13 protein-coding genes are annotated in these 18,605 nt (G+C 41.0%); 5 read left to right on the top strand and 8 right to left on the bottom strand.

The window, feature by feature from the left end:
• The first annotated feature begins 386 nt into the window (after positions 1 to 386).
• Positions 387 to 2,162, top strand: a complete 1,776-nt coding sequence (locus AC504W_RS14940) for a WD40 repeat domain-containing protein (RefSeq protein ID WP_494873104.1) — start codon at positions 387 to 389, stop codon at positions 2,160 to 2,162.
• Between the two features lie 778 nt (positions 2,163 to 2,940).
• On the opposite strand, the gene AC504W_RS14945 is transcribed toward AC504W_RS14940, so the two are convergent.
• Both AC504W_RS14945 and AC504W_RS14950 read right to left on the bottom strand, forming a co-directional pair.
• Positions 2,941 to 3,626 (bottom strand): IS1 family transposase gene (locus AC504W_RS14945; protein ID WP_494873060.1). Its coding sequence is split into 2 segments (ribosomal slippage): positions 2,941 to 3,287 and positions 3,287 to 3,626, totalling 687 coding nucleotides; the frame shifts between segments, so codons are not numbered across the junction.
• Between the two features lie 11 nt (positions 3,627 to 3,637).
• On the bottom strand, positions 3,638 to 4,114 hold the full coding sequence (locus AC504W_RS14950) for a YjaZ family protein (RefSeq protein WP_494873105.1): 477 nt from the start codon (positions 4,112 to 4,114) through the stop codon (positions 3,638 to 3,640).
• Between the two features lie 237 nt (positions 4,115 to 4,351).
• Between AC504W_RS14950 and AC504W_RS14955 the strand changes: the two genes are divergently transcribed.
• Entirely contained in the window at positions 4,352 to 5,020 is a 669-nt protein-coding gene (locus AC504W_RS14955) for a Uma2 family endonuclease (protein ID WP_494873106.1), read from the top strand.
• A 200-nt stretch (positions 5,021 to 5,220) separates the two neighbouring features.
• The gene (locus AC504W_RS14960; protein ID WP_494873107.1) at positions 5,221 to 5,454 is read left to right on the top strand and encodes a hypothetical protein; all 234 of its coding nucleotides are present in this window, start codon (positions 5,221 to 5,223) and stop codon (positions 5,452 to 5,454) included.
• 208 nt (positions 5,455 to 5,662) lie between these two features.
• Here the strand turns inward: AC504W_RS14960 and AC504W_RS14965 are convergent, their stop codons facing one another.
• The 4 genes from AC504W_RS14965 to AC504W_RS14980 form a co-directional block, all read right to left on the bottom strand.
• Positions 5,663 to 7,375 carry a diflavin flavoprotein gene (locus AC504W_RS14965; RefSeq protein WP_494873108.1) on the bottom strand — a complete coding sequence of 571 codons (1,713 nt, stop codon included), beginning with the start codon at positions 7,373 to 7,375 and terminating at the stop codon, positions 5,663 to 5,665.
• A gap of 366 nt (positions 7,376 to 7,741) precedes the next feature.
• A complete protein-coding gene (locus AC504W_RS14970; RefSeq protein ID WP_494873109.1) occupies positions 7,742 to 9,460 on the bottom strand; it encodes a diflavin flavoprotein in 1,719 nt (572 codons plus the stop codon).
• A 608-nt stretch (positions 9,461 to 10,068) separates the two neighbouring features.
• Positions 10,069 to 11,268 carry an argininosuccinate synthase gene (locus AC504W_RS14975; RefSeq protein ID WP_494873110.1) on the bottom strand — a complete coding sequence of 400 codons (1,200 nt, stop codon included), beginning with the start codon at positions 11,266 to 11,268 and terminating at the stop codon, positions 10,069 to 10,071.
• Between the two features lie 177 nt (positions 11,269 to 11,445).
• A complete protein-coding gene (locus tag AC504W_RS14980; RefSeq protein ID WP_494873111.1) occupies positions 11,446 to 11,667 on the bottom strand; it encodes a hypothetical protein in 222 nt (73 codons plus the stop codon).
• A gap of 133 nt (positions 11,668 to 11,800) precedes the next feature.
• Here AC504W_RS14980 and AC504W_RS14985 point away from each other — a divergent pair, with 133 nt between their 5' ends.
• Entirely contained in the window at positions 11,801 to 14,437 is a 2,637-nt protein-coding gene (locus AC504W_RS14985; RefSeq protein WP_494873112.1) for a tetratricopeptide repeat protein, read from the top strand.
• A 145-nt stretch (positions 14,438 to 14,582) separates the two neighbouring features.
• On the opposite strand, the gene AC504W_RS14990 is transcribed toward AC504W_RS14985, so the two are convergent.
• Positions 14,583 to 15,161, bottom strand: coding sequence for a Uma2 family endonuclease (locus AC504W_RS14990; protein ID WP_494873113.1), 579 nt, complete (start codon positions 15,159 to 15,161; stop codon positions 14,583 to 14,585).
• Positions 15,162 to 15,473: 312 nt separating this feature from the next.
• Between AC504W_RS14990 and AC504W_RS14995 the strand changes: the two genes are divergently transcribed.
• Positions 15,474 to 16,037: a Uma2 family endonuclease gene (locus AC504W_RS14995; protein ID WP_494873114.1), complete on the top strand. Its 564-nt coding sequence runs from the start codon at positions 15,474 to 15,476 to the stop codon at positions 16,035 to 16,037.
• 381 nt (positions 16,038 to 16,418) lie between these two features.
• Here the strand turns inward: AC504W_RS14995 and AC504W_RS15000 are convergent, their stop codons facing one another.
• Positions 16,419 to 18,464 (bottom strand): protein kinase domain-containing protein, encoded by a 2,046-nt coding sequence (locus tag AC504W_RS15000; RefSeq protein ID WP_494873115.1) that lies wholly within the window; start codon positions 18,462 to 18,464, stop codon positions 16,419 to 16,421.
• Between the last annotated feature and the right edge of the window lie 141 nt (positions 18,465 to 18,605).

Genomic DNA, 18,605 nt, shown 5'->3' on the forward strand with positions numbered 1-18,605 from the left:
GTTTAAATCATACTCGTCTTGAACAAGATTACTGTTTCCTAGAAACAGTATCTTATTCTCTAGTTTCGATAGAATTATTTGACATCATTTAATTCTATCTAACTCATACCAATTGCTGATTTGAGATTGTCGGAAAAAAGTTTGAACTAAAAGTTTCTCTGAACAATCTCCAAGCAGCTTGCTGATCCCAGATTGGTATCAATTAGATCATTGTGACTAGATTTAAATGATGTTCTCACACTGAATTTTACAGATACATATCCATAAATGTGTTCTGTTAGACTGCGAAGATTACCGAATTTTTATTTTACTAGAAGTTATAAACTTGAGTCATTGCGTTGGTATAGCTTACCGTAGGTATGCAACATTGTGCCGTTGGAATGCAAATGGATTGGATTAGCTTACTCAAAGCCCAGCAAGCTGATTTCCTTCAACGTGTGAAAAAACCTAAAACTTACGACTTATCTTTATTAGACAGTCAAGTTAAAGGTTGTCACAGCGAAATTATGGCATTTTGGGGTGATTCATTGGCAAAAATTCAAGAATTTTCGCGCCACCAAGCCGAAATTCTCGCCAAAAATCCGCCGCCTATACCGCCAGAATATCCCGAACCGCCTGATAGGGTGATTCCTTACCCTAAACACTTTCAACAACAAGCCGAAGATTATCTTTTGCGAGAGCAAATTGTTGAACAAGTGATGGCGGAACGTTTAGGTAAATTAGTGAAAAAGTTGCCCCAAGACACTATCCAAAATATGGTGTTAGATGATGAAGGCAATTTACGTGGTGAAAGTAAATTTACATACTTCCTGGCTGATAATCCCAAACAGAGTGTGTTAGTTTATGCTGCCGATGGAGAAAGTTTTAACGGTATCAAGAAAGATAAAATTAGGTGGTCAGTCACGCAAGATGATTTACTCAACCACCAAGTATTAATTTTCTTGTGTCTGTTTTATCCATCTAATGGCAAATTAGGCTATGAAAAGCACGCTGTAATTGCTGGCTTTTTGCCTAGTTATCAACTGGAATTCACAGAAACTAAATTATCTGTTACTCCTAGTAACTTGTTATATGCGGGGGGATTAAGTTGGTATTTAGAGTCATTAACAGCGAAAAAGACTACTAAAAAAGATATATTGCCGACAGTTGAAGAGCAAACGATCGCGGAAAACATTCAAATTGTTTCATCAGATCATCCCCAAAAAGAAATCATTGGTGATTGGGAATTTTGGCAGACATTAAAAGGTCATACAAAAGGTATTCATTGCCTTGATTTTACTTCTCGCTGTCACAATGGCAATGTCATGCCAATTTTAGCTAGTGGGAGTCGCGGCGAAACAAGATTATGGGATTTAAGCAAAGGTGAATTAATTGATACATTATCCGAATCTCCTTGGATAGCATCAAGGTTAGTGGATGATGTGAATTCTATCTCTTTCAGTCCCGATGGTCATACATTAGTCAGTGTTGGCGCAGATTCCACAGTGAAAATTTGGCACGTCGGCGCACCAGAACTAATCGATATTCTGCACAAACATAATGGTGTAGTGCGCTGTACAGCCTTTACCCCCGATGGGCGAATGGTAGCGACTGGTGGCGATGATCGAAAAGTGCTTTTTTGGGATTTAATGTATCGTCAGGTAGCGGTCGCTCTATCTTTAGATGATACAGCCGCCCATGCCCTCGCCTTGAGTCCAGATGGCAAAACCTTGGTGACTGGTAGTTACCGCAAAATCAAAGTCTGGAAAACAGCCCAACTCTCAGAATGTAACGCCCTGCAAGAAATCGAACCACTGCATAGTTTAACCGGACATTCTCACATTGTGCGTTCCTTAACCATCAGTGCTGATGGCCAGTGGCTAATTAGTGGTAGTTGGGATCAGACAATCAAAATCTGGCATTTAGAGACAGGGAGATTAATTCGCACTCTCAAAGGCCATGCTGATCGAGTATATGCGATCGCTCTTAGTCCAGACGAACAAATTATCGCCAGTGGTAGTGCAGATAAAACCATTAAACTATGGCATTTCAACACCGGAGAATTACTTGGCACATTTACCGGACATAGCAATATAGTTACAGCCTTAGCCTTCACTACTTCCGGTGATATGTTAGTCAGCGCCAGCTTAGATAAAACCATTAAAATCTGGCAGCGTAGTTAATAATTACAATGGATTTTTACAGTTTTGTGGGATGAGCAATTGACTTATCCTACAACTAATATTTTGATTTTTGCAGGTCAGCAAAGAAATTATCGTTATTTTGGTCGAAAACTTTCCTAAACCCCATATTCCGCATGAGTAAATATACTCAAAATTTTGCTCTCCGCAGGTATTTTTGCCAAAATCCAAATTTTTACAAAATGGCTAAAACTCAACTTTTACAAACACTTCAGGCTTTTTATTATCTATAGGGGGTTATAGAAGTATGGAAGGTCAAACAGACTAAATTTATTGAGAATAGTATCAATAAGCTTCATTTTGACGCTCAACTCAGTTGCGATCGCAGAATGCAGAATAAAGGTTAAATACCTCAAAGCATTGCTCTATATGGGTTATGGAAAATAGCCAGATTTACAAATCACCTGCGGAATGTGGGCTAAACAGTTGCCATTAAACTATTGTTACTTGACTTGACCCAATTAGAAGTATGCACTATACTATTGATATGGATGCAGCAGACATGTTTTGAACATGACATCCCGTTACCCTTAGAGGTCGAGGAATTCCGGTAAAGACGTTCTGAATACCAAAAAAAATTTTTTGGCGAAGGCTCCTCAAGGAGCCTTTGTTATTTATGAACTCGGTAATTTTTTATTATTCAATAAGTTTTTGGCTATGATGAAAAAGCTTACTTTTTTTACTTTACCTATGCGTTCGTCTTTAGGGTAAGCACTCATAATATGTAATCTGGCGTTGCTGAATGAAGGGATGAATCGATTTATGTAGGTACAGTTTGATACTTCAAATAATGAAGTAATAATTTAACCGAGTATCTCAGCATTTCTTCTGTCTTGGAATAGCATAAAGTTTTTCGGTGAAGGCGTGCTAAATAATGTCTAAGCCTAGTGTTTTCATTTTCAACTCGTGTCATATATGTTTTACTGACAATTTGGTCTCCATCTGGAATAAAGCTTGGGTAAACTTTCCAGCCATCTGTCACATAAAAATAGCTTTTCCATTGTTTAGCAATTTTCCACAATGGCTCAAAAGTTTCGGCACTATGGTCTCCCAAAACCCAGGCTAAAATACCTTGAGTAAAGTGATTTACTGCTGTCCATAACCAAATTTTGTTTTTTTTGAACCAACAAATGTCTCTAATTCATCAAGTTCTCCAACTTCTGGAATTACATCTTCTTTCGGTACGTCCGGAAGTTTCTCTCCCAATTGTTTGACCCAATAAATAATAGTAGTATGATGTACTCCTTTGACTCGTTCAATCCCACGAAAACCCATACCGTTAAGGTACATTTTTAAGCATTCTTGTTTCAATTCCTCAGAATATCCTTTTGGTGGCTCGTACAAATCAATAAATTGGCGAGCGCATGATACGCAAATGTGATTTTGTTTACTTCTTCGCTTTCCGTTCTTACGAATTTTCGTAGATCCGCAGTATGGACATTGCACAGTAGATACCCTCAAGTCATCCCTCTATTATGCAACGCCTGTAATCTAAGTTTTTTGCTTTCTTTAAATACTGTGAAAACAACAAAATAATCAACCTCAATACTGTTTGAATTTAAAACTTTAACAATTGCAAACCTACCGTAACCTGCGTGGCAGACTAATGTTGTCTTTTCATGTAGTGACTTAATAATGCTAGGTAACTGCTTTGAGAGTTCATATCTCTCAAAATTGAATTGTCTGGACTCGTTTGGTGCGTGGTATATCAATAATTGTGATTCGGTACTGGTGGAAAGCTCATTTGATTCTTTAGTGAAGCAGTGTAAGCCATACGTTACTATAAACTTGTATGTAATTGGATTACTCTCGTCTCTGTCGTCAAGATATTCAGCCCAGTGTGCATTAAGATGTGATAAATCGTAGAGTTGATCATTAAATCGAAAGTTTCTCCACTGTTTTACTTCTTTGACAGTATTAAAATTATTACTCATTAAATAATATGATATGCCTCTTTTTATACATTAATTAAAAGCATTTTAATGCGATAATGTCTGATTTTAATACCGATTTATTACTGAAATATACTTAAATAAGTTTTACTTATAAAAATAAAATAAATGTAGGTTGGGTGAAACGCAGTGTAACCCAACAATGCCAAGCTTATCAAAATTGATTTGTGCGATCGCTCAGTTCAATTTACCATATAAAAATTAACAGGAGAAATGACAATGGTCAGCAGCCTGAAAGAACTAATTGATGAGCCAGAATTAGGTCATAGTAACGACCCAGAAGAAAGGTTTATCAGTAGTGGTGTGAGTTGGGACAGCTATGAATCGCTATTGGCGAAACTAGAAAATAACTCTCATTACCGTGTTAATTATTTAGATGGAATATTAGAAATCGTGTCGCCATCAATCAGACATGAAAAAATCAAAACGAATTTAGGGATGCTGTTAGAGCGTTTCTTTTACAGCAAGCGCATTCGGTTTGTACCTATGGGAAGTTCTACTTTTAAAAACAAAGCAAAAAAAGCTGGTGCAGAACCAGACGAGTGTTACTGTATAGGTGAAGAGAAAAAAGTACCAGATTTAGCCATAGAAGTAGTTTTAACAAGTGGCAGTGTCAGCAAACTGGAAATCTACCGTAGATTAGGAGTTACAGAAGTCTGGTTTTGGGAGAGAAATCAGTTTAAGTTATATCATTTACGAGACAATTCTCAGAAAGAGCAAGCCACTGTTTACCCTGACACTTACGGGTATGAACCTCTCTCTCAAAGTGAAATACTGCCAGAATTAGATATTTCTTTGCTAGAACAATGTCTGACAATTTCAGATTCAATTCAAGCTATTGATGAATTTGAGCAAGGATTGAAAACCGCCGATGAGCGAAAGCAATAGAGATGCGAATAGTTTATTTTTGGAATACTTCTATCTAGAGAATTAACTTTAACTAAATTTATTATACATATAGTATGACGATATATTAGTAGTGAACTATTTAAACTACGTGCAGTGAATATTAAGTTTGTACAGAACAAAAATTTGTTTTGTTAATCATTGCAAAATTAACTAAATTAGTCAAATCGGAGGGAAAAATCATGAGTGAAACCTCTACTTTACTCCAAGAATTAGACAATGAAGCATCTGAATTTATCAATGGCGGTCAACGTCGTCCTAGAGTTTTTTATGCCTGTCCCAGAGACAGATACGTCACCAATGCTGATGGCTATTACTGGTTCCGAGGTAGAAGGGGATGTCAGGAAGTTCCCTACAATGACGCACCCAGAAGAGTTAGACGTGAAGTTGAGAACTTTAGAGGAAATTTTGACTAATTCCTGGCTTTTTGTAAGATAGGCATTAAATACTATATTCTGGATTTATTGAGGTTTTACGAGAGAATGTCTACCCTACAAATACTCATCAAAATTTAGGAAAAATCACATCTAGTGACGGAACAAAAAAAAGCCAGTGCTGCCTAGAAAATTCAGCACTGGCTTTTATTGTAAATGTCCGCAGGGCGGTAGGGAAAAGGGAAATTTGTTAGTAATGAGTACCTGTTTTGCGGTGATTAATTGCTGTTACCGCATCCGGTTTAATTAATTTACCGTTGTCAACAGTGGCGTAAACTACCCAATGGTCGCCACATTCCATACGTTGTTCAACTGAGCATTCGACGTAGGCGAGAGCATCGGTAAGAACTGTGCAACCATTGTCAGCCGCAGTGGTGCCAAAGTTGGCGAATCTATCTTCGCCTGGAGCGAAGTTCTTGCGGAAATGCTTCATATATTCTTGTTGATTGCCTTCTGCCAAAATATTTAAGGCAAACTTACCACCAGGATACATGAGAGATTCTATGGCGCGTTCTTTGGCGATCGCTACAGTTAAACCTGGTGGGTTAAAGGTGGCTTGTGATACCCAAGCGCCCAACATTCCGGTAGAAACATCACCTTGCTTGGCGGTGATTACACAAACTGAACCCACGATGCGGCCTACTGCTTGTTCTATTGGTGTTGCAGCTTGTTGAGGAACACGGATTTTTCTGGCTTTTTTGAGATTTTGGGCGAAGTCTGTACCGAGTTCTTCGCAGAATTTGAGGGTAACATCGTCGGGTTTGAATTTAACTTTTAAGGTTTCAAAACCAAGGCGATAGCCAGCATCGCGCAATTTACCTTCAATCATTTCCACGGCTTCGCCACTCCAGCCGTAGGAACCGAAGACACCCGCAACTTTGTTGTTATCGCCAACTTTCAGGACAATGCCCAAAGCACTATGAATAGGTGTGGGTGCATGACCGCCGATAGTAGGGGAACCGATAATGAAACCGTCTGATTTTTCTACCGCCGCCTGGATTTCTTCAGAACTGGCAAATTCGCAGTTGATAGATTGAACTTCAACGCCGCCCTTAGTTAATCCCAAAGCGATCGCTCGTGCTAATGTGGCAGTATTGCCGTAAGCGGAGGCATATAGTAACGCCACCGAAATTTCTCGATCTCTTTGAGAACGGCTCCAGTCGCTATATGCTTTGGTCAGTTCAATTAAGCTAGTGCGAACTATCGGCCCGTGACCAACTGCATACATCCGCACTTGGAAATCAGAAATTTTTTCTAAAGCTGCTTCGACGTGCTTCGCTTGAGAAGCCATCAAACAGTTGTAGTAGTAACGTTGGTCTTCTTTGATTTGTTCCCAGTTGTCATCAAAAACTTCATCACCGCAGATATGTGCGCCGAAAAGTTTATCAGTGAACAAAATTTGGGTTTGCTGGTCGTAGGTGCAAAGACTTTCTGGCCAGCGGGGGTTGGGAGTGGGGAAGAATTTCAACACATGACCCTTACCTAAATCTAGGGTTTCTTTCCCTCGCATCACCAAAATATTTAAACTATCATCTGGAAAAGCCGCCTTTAAATTAGCTGCACCAGGTAGTGAACAAACAAAGGTAATCTGGGGAGCAACTTCCAGTAATGCTTTGAGGGTTCCCACTCGGTTAGGGCTAAAATGTCCCAGAATAACATAATCTAATTTTTTCAAATGGATGGTCTGCTGTAACGCTTCCAAAAAAATTGTGGTGAAGGTATCAGCAGGTGGGTCAATAATCGCAGTTTTATCACCTTCAAGGACATAGCAATTAGAGGTTGTACCTCTTTCTAATGCGTATTCAATTTCAAACCGCAAACGTGACTGACTACGCGCTCTGAGAACTCTGGTGTTTGTCGCAATGGGAAAAACCTGTACGTCACGGGGTTTGGAATCGCTCATAGGTGTTGGGTGATGTGGAGATAAAAAGGGGAAAAACCGAGCTTTAACGGATTGAATAAAATCTGTAAAAGACATGATGAAGTATGAAGTGTGTAGACACCCTTTGGGTGGCTTCCCACAGGGTAGTATGAAGTTGGAAATAGGAAAGTCTTTTTATGCTGTTGTCTGTTACCCAATACGCTTCGGTTAACGTTTTAGTATTTTGAGATCCCCCCAACCCCCCTTTTTAAGGGGGGCGGAAAATTATCTTTTACCCCCTTTTTAAGGGGGTCGCCGTAGGCGGGGGGATCTTAACCGAACCGTATTGAAGTATGAAGTGTGAAGTCATAACAATTCATCCTTCAGACTTCATAATTCAGACTTGATTTAGTAGTAATTACCTACTTTGCGATGGCGAACTGCGGTTAAGCCATCGGGTTTGGAAACACGACCGTCTTGGACTGTGCAATACAAAATCCAGTGGTCGCTGCACTCCATACTGCTTTGCACTTCACATTCCATGTATGCGAGAGCATCTGTCAAAATGGGTGAACCGTTTTTGGCGGTTTGGGTTTTCACACCTGCGAATCTATCAGCACCGGGATGTAAGCGTTTGAGGAATTGTTTTTTCAGTTCTTGATAGTTACCTTCTTCTAAGACGTTCAGCACAAAGCGATCGCCTATTTGCATCAAAGCATCAATGGCGCGGTCTTTAGCAACGGCAATTGTAAATCCTAACGGTTGCAAGCTGGCTTGGCTCACCCAAGAAGCCAACATCGCACTACTGACATCACCTTTTTTGGTTGTAACAATATATAAGCCGTTGCTAATCCGTCCCAAGGCTTTTTCCATGTTCACATCAAGAGCTTTGATTTGCTTGATGTTACGTTCACGGGTGACGGCTTGTCCTAAGTCTGTGCCAGCTTCTGTACATAATTGATATGTGGATGCAGAAGGAGCCTGTTTAATCCGAATTGCTGGGAAGGCTTCTTTGACACCTGAGTCGATAAATTTCCGGCGCAGGGTATCGATTGGTTCATCATCACCACCAAAGCATTCAAACAAGCCAAAGAATTGTTTGTCTTTAGCGACTGATATTAAGGAACTGATCCCAGCTTGCGCCGCAACGGAAGTAGAAGGAGGCATTCCAATGATAATACCTGCGGCTCTACCTGCGAGTTCTTGAATTTCTTGAGCTTCGGCGGTGCTGATGTCGAGCATTTCTACACCAACGCCAGTTTTTTGAATGCCTTCAGAAATGGCTTGACCGAGGCGATCGCTATAACCATAATCAGAAGCGTAGAATAAGCCAACGGTGGTTAAGGCGGTGGCTTGTCTTTGGCTCCAGCTTTGATAGCACTCGGTGAGGATATCTAGATGATGATAAAGTAAAGGCCCGTGACCGTTTGCGATGATTTTAATCTTGCCGAGTTCGCCCATCCGCTTCATCGCATTCAATAGCGATCGCGCATTTGGCCCCATGAGACAGTCATAATAAAACCTAAAGTCAGCTTCGATCGCTTCTAAATCTTCATCAAAGGTGCGATCGTCACAGAAGTGCATCCCAAAAGCATCGCAAGTATAGATGGTTTGGGTTTTGCGATCAAAACTAAAGATGGTATCAGGCCAATGCAAGTTAGGCGCGCTCACGAATTCAATTTCGTGACCTTTGCCAATATCAATGCGATCGCCACTTTTCACAATCCGCTTGGAAAAAGGATCATGTACCAAACCTTCTAAGAATTGCAAGGCAATTTTAGAAGCTAAAACAGTGGCTCGCGGCGCTAATTGCAATACATCTTCCACCAAGCCACTATGGTCTGGCTCTGTGTGGCTGACAATAATGTAATCAATAGTCTTGGGGTTGACGATACTTTTGAGGGTGTCTAAATACAGTTGGCGAAACTTCTGGTGAGAAGTGTCAATTAAAACTGTTTGTTCGCCCCGAATTAAATAAGAATTGTAAGTCGTACCGTTTTGCAATCCGAATTCGATATCGAAGCGATCGCGATCCCAGTCAAGACAGCGAATCGCCGTGGTGTTTGGGGCAATTTCTACAGTTTGGACAGTAAGCCGATGCTGAACATTTTCTGCGATCGCTACCATTATTCGTCTCCGAGCGCAAATATTTAGTAATCTTTCTCTGCCCCCATTGTGCGACTAAATCATTTTTAAAGTTGTAATGAAGACTAGTTTTCAAAAATTAGCAGTTGTATCAATTATTGCTGTTTTCCAGCATTATTTTTAACTCAGAATATTCTTTGTAAATCTCTCACAGCAAGGGTATCACGTTTTAAATGTTAATATTTATTGGCATAATTTAAAATCCCTAACATATCATACATAACTTATTTTTTTGACCAGATTTCCGTAACAAAAAGCATAGATTTCAACACCGATGTGTTTAAAATTATCTGCATAAAAAAATGTTTCGCTCAGAGACGCAAAGGCGCGAAACATCATTTAACGCGATGTGCGACTTATTTTTAAAACCCCTCTCCAAACCTCTCCCCGCAACGGAGAGAGGCTTTAATTCTGGCTCCCCTTCCCTTGTAGGGGAGCCAGTGCATTGCGGAGAGAAGTTGCGTGCGGGGGTTTCCCCCGTTGAGCAAACTTCGGAGGGTTTCCCCCGTTGTAGCAACTGGCGTAAGGGGTTGGGGGTTAGGTTTGAGATAAAATCGCACATTGCGTAATTTATCTATTAATTAGCCAGTTTATCTATCTTGTTGCGCCCATATACGGGTGGGAAGACCCCAAACGTAGATAAAGCCTTCGGCGGCTTTGTGGTCAAATTGGTCTTCTGCGCCGTAGGTGGCTAAGTCGGGGGTGTAAAGTGTGTTGTCACTCCAGCGGCCAACTATAGTGGCGTTACCTTTGAACAGTTTCACCCGCACTGTTCCCGAAACGCGTTCTTGTGTTTGGTGAATGAAAGCATCTAGGGCGGCTTTTAGGGGACTGTACCACAAACCGTTATAGACCAATTTGGTATAAGTGTCTTCAATACCGCGCTTGTAGTGGGTGACATCTGCGGTTAAGGTGAGGCTTTCTAAATCACGGTGGGCTTGAATTAAAACGATCATGGCTGGTGATTCGTAGATTTCCCGTGATTTGATGCCTACTAAGCGGTTTTCAATCATGTCAATGCGACCGATGCCATGATTGCCTGCTAACTCGTTGAGTGTTTCAATTAATTCAACGGGGTTTTTAGCTGTACCGTTGACGGTTGTGGGTATACCTTTGGTAAAGCCAATCTCAATATATTCTGGCTCATTGGGAGTATCTGCGATCGCTTTTGTCATCTGATAAATTTCTTCTGGGGGTTCGGCGGCTGGATCTTCCAACACACCCGCTTCAATACTGCGACCGAGTAAGTTTTTATCAATACTGAAAGGCGAAGATTTTTTCACAGGTGCAGGAATACCAAACTTTTCCCCATAAGCGATGGTTGCTTCCCGGCTCATACCCCATTCCCGCGCGGGTGCTAAAATTTTCAGGCTGGGATTTAAGGCAGCACAGGAAACGTCAAAGCGTACCTGATCATTACCCTTACCAGTACAACCATGTGCGATCGCATCAGCACCATACTTCTCTGCTGCTTCTACTAATATCTTGGCAATTAAAGGACGAGCCAGCGCCGTTCCTAGAGGATAGCGATTTTCGTAAAGGGCGTTAGCTTGAATCGCCGGGAAAGCGTAATCTTTCACAAAGCTGTCTTTGACATCAATTACCAGAGACTCACTAGCACCCGATTTGAGCGCTTTTTCTTTAATTGGCTCTAATTCATCTCCCTGGCCTAAATCTGCTGCGAGAGTAATCACCTCCTCCACACCCCACTCTTGCTTGAGGTAAGGAATGCACACAGAAGTATCTACACCACCTGAATATGCTAAGACAACCTTTTTGGCGCGACCCATTGGTTTCTCCAGTTAGGAAAACAAAGAATGACACAATATTATATCGGACTAATACAGGTAGATTTTCTAAGGTTGTGCGATCGCCTCGATGGTTATATCAATTCTCGGTGACATAAGGTATATCCATTAGCCAGCGATTAAACTCACTGGCTAATGGTACTGGTAGTTAACAAGCGACTACTTTCTTTTTTGTCTTGGGACTACAGTTTTGACTAACCCAGTCATTGCCATAATTACAGTAGCCGTTCCGCCCATTAATAAGGAAGTTAAAATTGCTGCTGCAAGAATGATTTCTGTTGGACTGTACCCATCGCGTATCCAAGCAGAAGGTTTTTCAATTACTGGGGAAGTTGCGGGAATTAACTGTGAAGTTTGGGAGTTAGTAGAAGTGTTATTCATGGTTAACTTTGTGAAAAACTCGACTGTGTAAATCGTATTCTTGCCATCACAGCCGGAAATTCCTGGGAAATAGAGATAAAGTAGAAGCAAAATAGAAAATAAGTAGAATCAAGTAGATTTTTTCAGGCTGTCTATGCAATGGGATGAGTTTTTAACAAAAGAAGCTGCTACTCATGAGTTATCCCCAGAGCAAACGGCGGCCTTTGTAGTCAGGTTACAAGCGGAAAACTCCGGTAAAAGTGAAGCGAAACTAGCCAGCGAGATTAATATCAGTGCGGCGGCGTTCAAAAAGCGCATGACTGAGGTGTATGACAAGTTTGCTGGGAGTTGTCCTGAGTTAGCTACCTCTAAACGCGGAAAACTGGAAACATTAAAGGCTTACCTAACAAAAAAATCTAAAGGTGTCAGCGATACCCAGCCGAAAAAAGAAATTCAGCACAATATCCCCCCGGCTGTACCTTGGGAAAGGTTTGTTGGGAGAGAAGCGGAATTACAACGACTGCACGAGATGATACAACAATCTCAGCAAGTTGCTATTGTCGCGGTGGCGGGGATGGGTGGTGTGGGGAAAACTGAACTCGCAACCCAGTATGCTCAACAAAATTTGCAAAAATATTCTGGTGGGGTTTGCTGGTTATCAGCACAGGGTATTGATATAGGGATTCAAATTCTGAGATTTGCGGAAGCGAAGTTTAAATTTATTGCGCCGGATGATAGGGAATTAGTAGACCGGGTAAAACTTTGCTGGGATAGGTGGGATGCTGGGGATGTTTTGCTGGTGTTTGATGATGTCACAGACTACAAAACCCAAGTTAAGCCTTATCTCCCTGCGAACTCATCAAAGTTTAAAGTATTGCTTACAACTCGCCTGGGATCTGATAGAACTCTACCGCAATTAAGCCTCGGTGTTCTTAAACCATTGGCGGCGATGCAATTATTAAAGTCGCTGGTGGGGAGAGACAGACTCAAAAATGAGCCTTTAGTGGCGAGAGAAATCTGTAAATTCTTGGGATATTTGCCTTTAGCTTTAGAGTTGGTGGGACGATATCTGGATACAATGCCAGATTTATTACTGCAAACTCTGTTGAAACGGTTAGAGAGAAAGCGGCTGGAACATGAAGCAATGGCTAAAGCTAACCCGTTGATGCGTTATGAGTACGGTGTAGCTGAAGCTTTTGATTTGAGTTGGGAACAGTTGGATGAGAAAGCAAAAGAACTTGGTTGTCGGCTAAGTTTATATGCTTTGGCTGATATTCCTTTTGATGTGGAAGAAATGGAAGATGATGAACAGCAAGAAACTCAAGAGAAAGCCATTGCTGATTTGCTAAAACTGCATTTATTACAACGGCAAAGTAAAGGAATTTCTCGTTTACATCCTCTAATTCGGCAATATTTCCAAATAAAGTTGGATGAGTCAAGTGATGCAGATGAGGTGAAGACAGTTTATGCCGTGCAGATGGTAGAAATAGCAAAGCAAATCCCTCAACAGCCTAGCCTTTATTTAATTCAACAACTCACACCCCTGATTTCTCATCTAGCAGAAGCTACTAATCATTTAACAGCATTCATTAAGGATGAAGATTTAATTTGGGCTTTTACCGGATTAAGTTGGTTTTATCAAGGACAAGGATTGTATAAAGATGCAGAACCTTGGTTAAGTCAGTGTTTAGAATCAATTAAACGTCGCCTTGGTGCAGAACATCGCCATGTCGCCACTAGCCTAAATAATTTGGCAGAACTCTACCGTGCGACAGGAAGGTACAGTGAAGCCGAACCTCTTTTTCAGGAAGCTTTAGAACTTTTGAAACGCCTGTTAGGAAAAGAACATCCCCATGTCGCACAAAGCCTGAATAATCTGGCAGAACTCTACCTTGCGACAGGAAGGTACAGTGAAGCCGAACCTCTTTTTCAGGAAGCTTTAGAACTCAGACAACGCCTGTTAGGAAAAGAACATCCCTATGTCGCCTCTAGCCTGAATAATCTGGCAGCACTCTACGAATCGACAGGAAGGTACAGTGAAGCCGAACCTCTTTTTCAGGAAGCTTTAGAACTTTTGAAATGCCTGTTAGGAAAAGAACATCCCCATGTCGCTACTAGCCTGAATAATCTGGCAGAACTCTACCGTGCGACAGGAAGGTACAATGAAGCCGAACCTCTGTATCTGCAAGCTTTAGAACTCAGACAACGCCTGTTAGGAAAAGAACATCCTGATATCGCTACTAGCCTAAATAATCTGGCATTACTCTACCGTGCGACAGGAAGGTACAGTGAAGCCGAACCTCTGTATCTGCAAGCTTTAGCACTCAGACAACGCCTGTTAGGAAAAGAACATCCCGATGTCGCTACTAGCCTGAATAATCTGGCAGAACTCTACGAATCGACAGGAAGGTACAGTGAAGCCGAACCTCTGTATCTGCAAGCTTTAGAACTTTTGAAACGCCTGTTAGGAAAAGAACATCCCGATGTCGCTACTAACCTGAATAATCTGGCAGCACTCTACCGTGCGACAGGGAGGTACAGTGAAGCCGAACCTCTGTATCTGCAAGCTTTAGAACTCAGACAACGCCTGTTAGGAAAAGAACATCCCGATGTTGCTACTAGCCTCAATAATTTGGCATTATTCTACCATTCAACAGGAAGGTACAGTGAAGCCGAACCTCTTTTTCAGCAAGCCTTGGCAATTTGTGAGCGTAGTTTGGGTGTGGGTCATCCTCATACTATGACTGTGCGGGGAAATTATGCAAAGTTTTTAAAAGAAACATATCGTTAGCGGAATAGTTAAAAATAAAAATTTTAAGGTTCACACAGAGGCACAGAGGTACAGAGAGTGAGGAGAAAGTTATATTAATTCGGAATTTGTAATTGAGCAATGTAGCATTGTTCTCTCATTTCAATCTCATAAATTCCTGCTGACATCACGCCCAAATTCTCTGCATACTGAGGATAAATCCAGGTAGCACATCTTCACCGGAAAGGATTTGAGGTGATTTGAGAATTTCCACAGCTTTTCCCGGACGATAAATTTCTACTTCTTGTTGTTTGCGATTAATCAACCAACCTAAACGACAGCCATTTTCCATATACTCTTGCATTTTATTTTGAGTTTTCTTTAAGCTGTCATTAGGTGAGAGTATCTCAATGACAAAATCAGGACACAGAGGAATAAATTTTTCTTTTTGCTCTTTCGTTAACGCATCCCAACGAGATTTTGCTACCCAAGAAACATCGGGCGAACGGTCAGCACCATTTGGTAAAGTAAACCCAGTAGATGAATCAAATACTTCGCCTAACTGATTTTGATCATTCCAGAACCATATTTGACCATTAACATGAGAATTGCTTTTGCCTGTCTCTCCTCCCGTGGGTGGCATGATAATTAATTCTCCTTGGGCATTGCGTTCTAATTTTAAATCGGGATTTTCTTCACAGAGTTGATAAAATTGTTCTCTTGTGAGTTGAATTATAGAATTTAGGTTTAATGTAATTGCTGTCATAGAGTAAAAGGCAACAGAAAAAACTCACTTATCCCAATACTTTTCGGTTTAGCGTTATGAGTTCTTGCAGATCCCCCCAACCCCCCTTAAAAAAGGGGGGCTATTTTTCTGTTTACCCCCTTTTTAAGGGGGTCGCCGTAGGCGGGGGGATCTGCATCTAGAATGAATCAACCTTTATCCGAGAAGCATTGTATATCTATTCTTAAAATAACTGTAAGTATCGAGCTTTAACCACAAAGATTCAGGAGTATTTTAGCTTGCTCCAGTCATTGATATTACATAATTAAAATACAAGCGACTGTGGAGGCGGTGATGACTGTGCAGTTATTAAGATATAAATTCACAGTGCAGCAATACCACAAAATGTTTGAGTTGGGGATTCTCACAGAAGATGACCGAGTTGAATTAATCCGGGGAGAAATTGTTGAGATGTCGCCTATTGGGACAAAACACGCTGCTTGTGTAAAGTGCTTAAATAAACTCTTGTCTAGTAAGTTAAGGGATAGAGTTCTCATTGCTATTCAAGACCCTGTGGAACTGAGCGATAATTCACAACCGCAGCCAGATGTAGCATTACTCAAACCCCGTGATGATTTTTATGCAACCGCACACCCCCAACCTCAAGATATTTTCTTACTAATTGAAGTTGCTGATTCAACAATAATGTATGACCGAGAAGAAAAGATTCCTTTGTATGCAGAAGCAAATATAATTGCGGTTTGGTTAGTAGATATTAATGAGCAAGTTGTGGAAGTTTATCAACAACCAACCGCCACAGGATATCAGCATATACAAAAGTTTGCTGGTGGAGAAAGTTTGTCAATTCCAGGTTTCTCTGATGTCACAATTACAGTCAATGAAATCTTTGGTAGATAAATTACCACCTCTTTTCTCTCCCTCTGTGTTCTCTGTGTCCTCTATTTTTGTCTCACGCAAAGGCGCAAAGGCGCAAAGAAGAGTTTTAGATGTGTTTTGATGGTGTCATTTTGAGTTATGAACACCAAATTTCAGCTTTTGAACTCGAACGTTCTCGTTTGAAACAGGAATATTCTCGTTTCAAACTAAAGCATTCTCATTTGAAACAGGAATATTCTCGTTTCAAACTAAAGCATTCTAGTTTCAAACTAAAACGTTCTTGTTTTGAACAGGAACATTCTCATTTCAAGCCTGAACTGTCGCGTTTTAAACCCGAAGCTTCAAGGATAAAACGCGATCGCTCTCACTACAAACTAAAATACAATCACCCAAAAGCCATCTTTACTGTGATACACGCCAAACCTTGATGGTATTATCTTCGCTGCCGCTGATAATAGTCTTACCATCAACACTAAAAGCGACAGATGTCACTGTATCTGCATGACCTGTTAATGTATTTAAGACTTCTCCTGTGGCTAAATTCCAAAGTTTGATGGTACGATCGCGGCTGGCACTGGCTAATGTCATACCATCTGGGCTAAAAGCCACACAGGTAACGGTGTTTGCATGACCTGTTAAGGTGCGAATAACTTCGCCGGATGCGACATCCCAAAGTTTAATAGTGCGATCGCGGCTGGCACTGGCTAAGGTGGTACTATCAGGACTAAATGCTACTGATGTGATTGTATTGGGATTTCCCGTCAGTGTGCGGGCTGGGTCATTTTGATAAAGATGCCAAAGTTTAATGGTTTTATCAAAACTTCCACTGGCTAAGTTACGTCCATCTGGGCTAATAGCAACTGACCGCACCCAATATTTATGTCCTTTAAGTGTGCGAATTAGCTTTCCTGTGCCTAAATTCCAAACTTTGAGAGTGTTGTCATCGCTACCACTCACCAAAATTTTCCCATTGGGACTAATTGTTAATGCTTGAATGGAATCAGTATGTCCTGTTAGTGTGTAGACTATTTTACCTGTTGCCAAATTCCAGGCTTTAATAGTTTGATCATCACTACCGCTGACCAAAGTTTTGCCATTGGGACTAATAGCCACAGCATTAACTTTTTGCGAATGTCCACTCAGGGTTAGTATTTCTTTTCCTGTGGTCAGATTCCACATTTTAATTATGCGTTCCCCTTCGCCACTACTAGCAATTGTCCGCCCATCGGGACTAATGGCGACAGAGACAACAGATTTTGCTGTTCCTTTGAGGGTGTTAGCTAAGGAAATATTTTTAACGGGAACATTGGGTGACTGACCAAAAACAACTTCACCCTGAGTAGGACTGTAGTTTCCTGGCTTTAGTCTCGATAACAAACTAGTTTGAATTTGGTGATATTTTTGATACCAAGTATCACTAAAACCAAATAACAAAATGAAAGCAGCGCCTAAAACTAAACTTTTGACAAAAGCATATTTAAAGGAGAACTTTGACCTTGGTTGAGTTACGGTGAATTTTCCTGATGATTGTCCAGCGGCGGGTAAGGCGCGTGGGAGTGAGGGAATCAAATCTTTAATCACTTCATCGGCTGACTGGTAGCGTTGGCTTAAGTCTTTTTGCAACAGCTTTGTCATCACCCCTTCCAATTCTGGCGACAAAGGACTACGCAAATATTCCCGCCAACTGTTCGCCCAGCCATAGCCATGTTCCATCCACAATTGAAAAGGGGATGTTCCTGTTAGCAGATGAAAACAGGTAGCGCCCAAACTGAACAAATCACTAGCGGGGTAAGCTTTCCCATCTCTGATTTGTTCCAGTGGAGAATAACCATGCGAACCAATGGATGTACCATTTTTATTCTTGACTTTTTCGGTTAATTGCTTAGAAGAACCAAAATCAATCAAACTTAAGCGCCCATCATATCGACAGCGAATTAAATTTTCTGGTTTAATGTCTCGGTGAATCACACCGCGATCGTGAATGAATTTGAGTACAGGCAGTAAATCAAGTAAAATTGCTTGAATTTCATTCGCTTTATAGACTTTGCGCTGTTGTAACTCTTTTAACAAGTTCTGCCCATTAATAAACTGTTGCACCAAATAAAGGCAGTTATCTTGTTCAAAGTATGCAATTAGTGTGGGAATTTGCGGATGTTCGCCGAGTTCTTGCAGTCGCTTGGCTTCTTCTGCAAATAACTCCATTGCTTTTTTCTGCGACCAAGTTCCTTGAAATTTCGGTGCTAATTGCTTAATTACACACAGTTCATTGAGTTTATCGGTATCTTCAGATAAATAAGTTCTGCCAAATCCCCCCTCATCGGAAAGCACCCGAATCACCCGAAAGCGATTTCTTAATAGTGGCACCAAGGGGGTGCTACAAGTTTGGCATAACTGCTTTCCTTTGGGATTTAGGGGATTTGGACAATCGGGATTTAAGCAGCAGATCATTATCTGACAGGCGCAACTGCATAAAAATTTTTACTAAATTAACCCCGATATTTCCCTAGATTATGATTGACTCTCACGTATTGATGGTAGATCCCGCTGGTAATGGGGAGTGGGGAATCAATTATATAGTCAATTTTGGTA

It is taken from the genome of Nostoc sp. C96, assembly GCF_059384975.1.

Excerpts from the sequence above, each read along its gene's own strand:
- AC504W_RS14940 (WP_494873104.1), top strand. The coding sequence starts at position 387 with ATGGATTGGATTAGCTTACTCAAAGCCCAGCAAGCTGATTTCCTTCAA.
- AC504W_RS14950 (WP_494873105.1), bottom strand. The coding sequence starts at position 4,114 with ATGAGTAATAATTTTAATACTGTCAAAGAAGTAAAACAGTGGAGAAAC.
- AC504W_RS14955 (WP_494873106.1), top strand. The coding sequence starts at position 4,352 with ATGGTCAGCAGCCTGAAAGAACTAATTGATGAGCCAGAATTAGGTCAT.
- AC504W_RS14960 (WP_494873107.1), top strand. The coding sequence starts at position 5,221 with ATGAGTGAAACCTCTACTTTACTCCAAGAATTAGACAATGAAGCATCT.
- AC504W_RS14965 (WP_494873108.1), bottom strand. The coding sequence starts at position 7,375 with ATGAGCGATTCCAAACCCCGTGACGTACAGGTTTTTCCCATTGCGACA.
- AC504W_RS14970 (WP_494873109.1), bottom strand. The coding sequence starts at position 9,460 with ATGGTAGCGATCGCAGAAAATGTTCAGCATCGGCTTACTGTCCAAACT.
- AC504W_RS14975 (WP_494873110.1), bottom strand. The coding sequence starts at position 11,268 with ATGGGTCGCGCCAAAAAGGTTGTCTTAGCATATTCAGGTGGTGTAGAT.
- AC504W_RS14980 (WP_494873111.1), bottom strand. The coding sequence starts at position 11,667 with ATGAATAACACTTCTACTAACTCCCAAACTTCACAGTTAATTCCCGCA.
- AC504W_RS14985 (WP_494873112.1), top strand. The coding sequence starts at position 11,801 with ATGCAATGGGATGAGTTTTTAACAAAAGAAGCTGCTACTCATGAGTTA.
- AC504W_RS14990 (WP_494873113.1), bottom strand. The coding sequence starts at position 15,161 with ATGACAGCAATTACATTAAACCTAAATTCTATAATTCAACTCACAAGA.
- AC504W_RS14995 (WP_494873114.1), top strand. The coding sequence starts at position 15,474 with ATGACTGTGCAGTTATTAAGATATAAATTCACAGTGCAGCAATACCAC.
- AC504W_RS15000 (WP_494873115.1), bottom strand. The coding sequence starts at position 18,464 with ATGATCTGCTGCTTAAATCCCGATTGTCCAAATCCCCTAAATCCCAAA.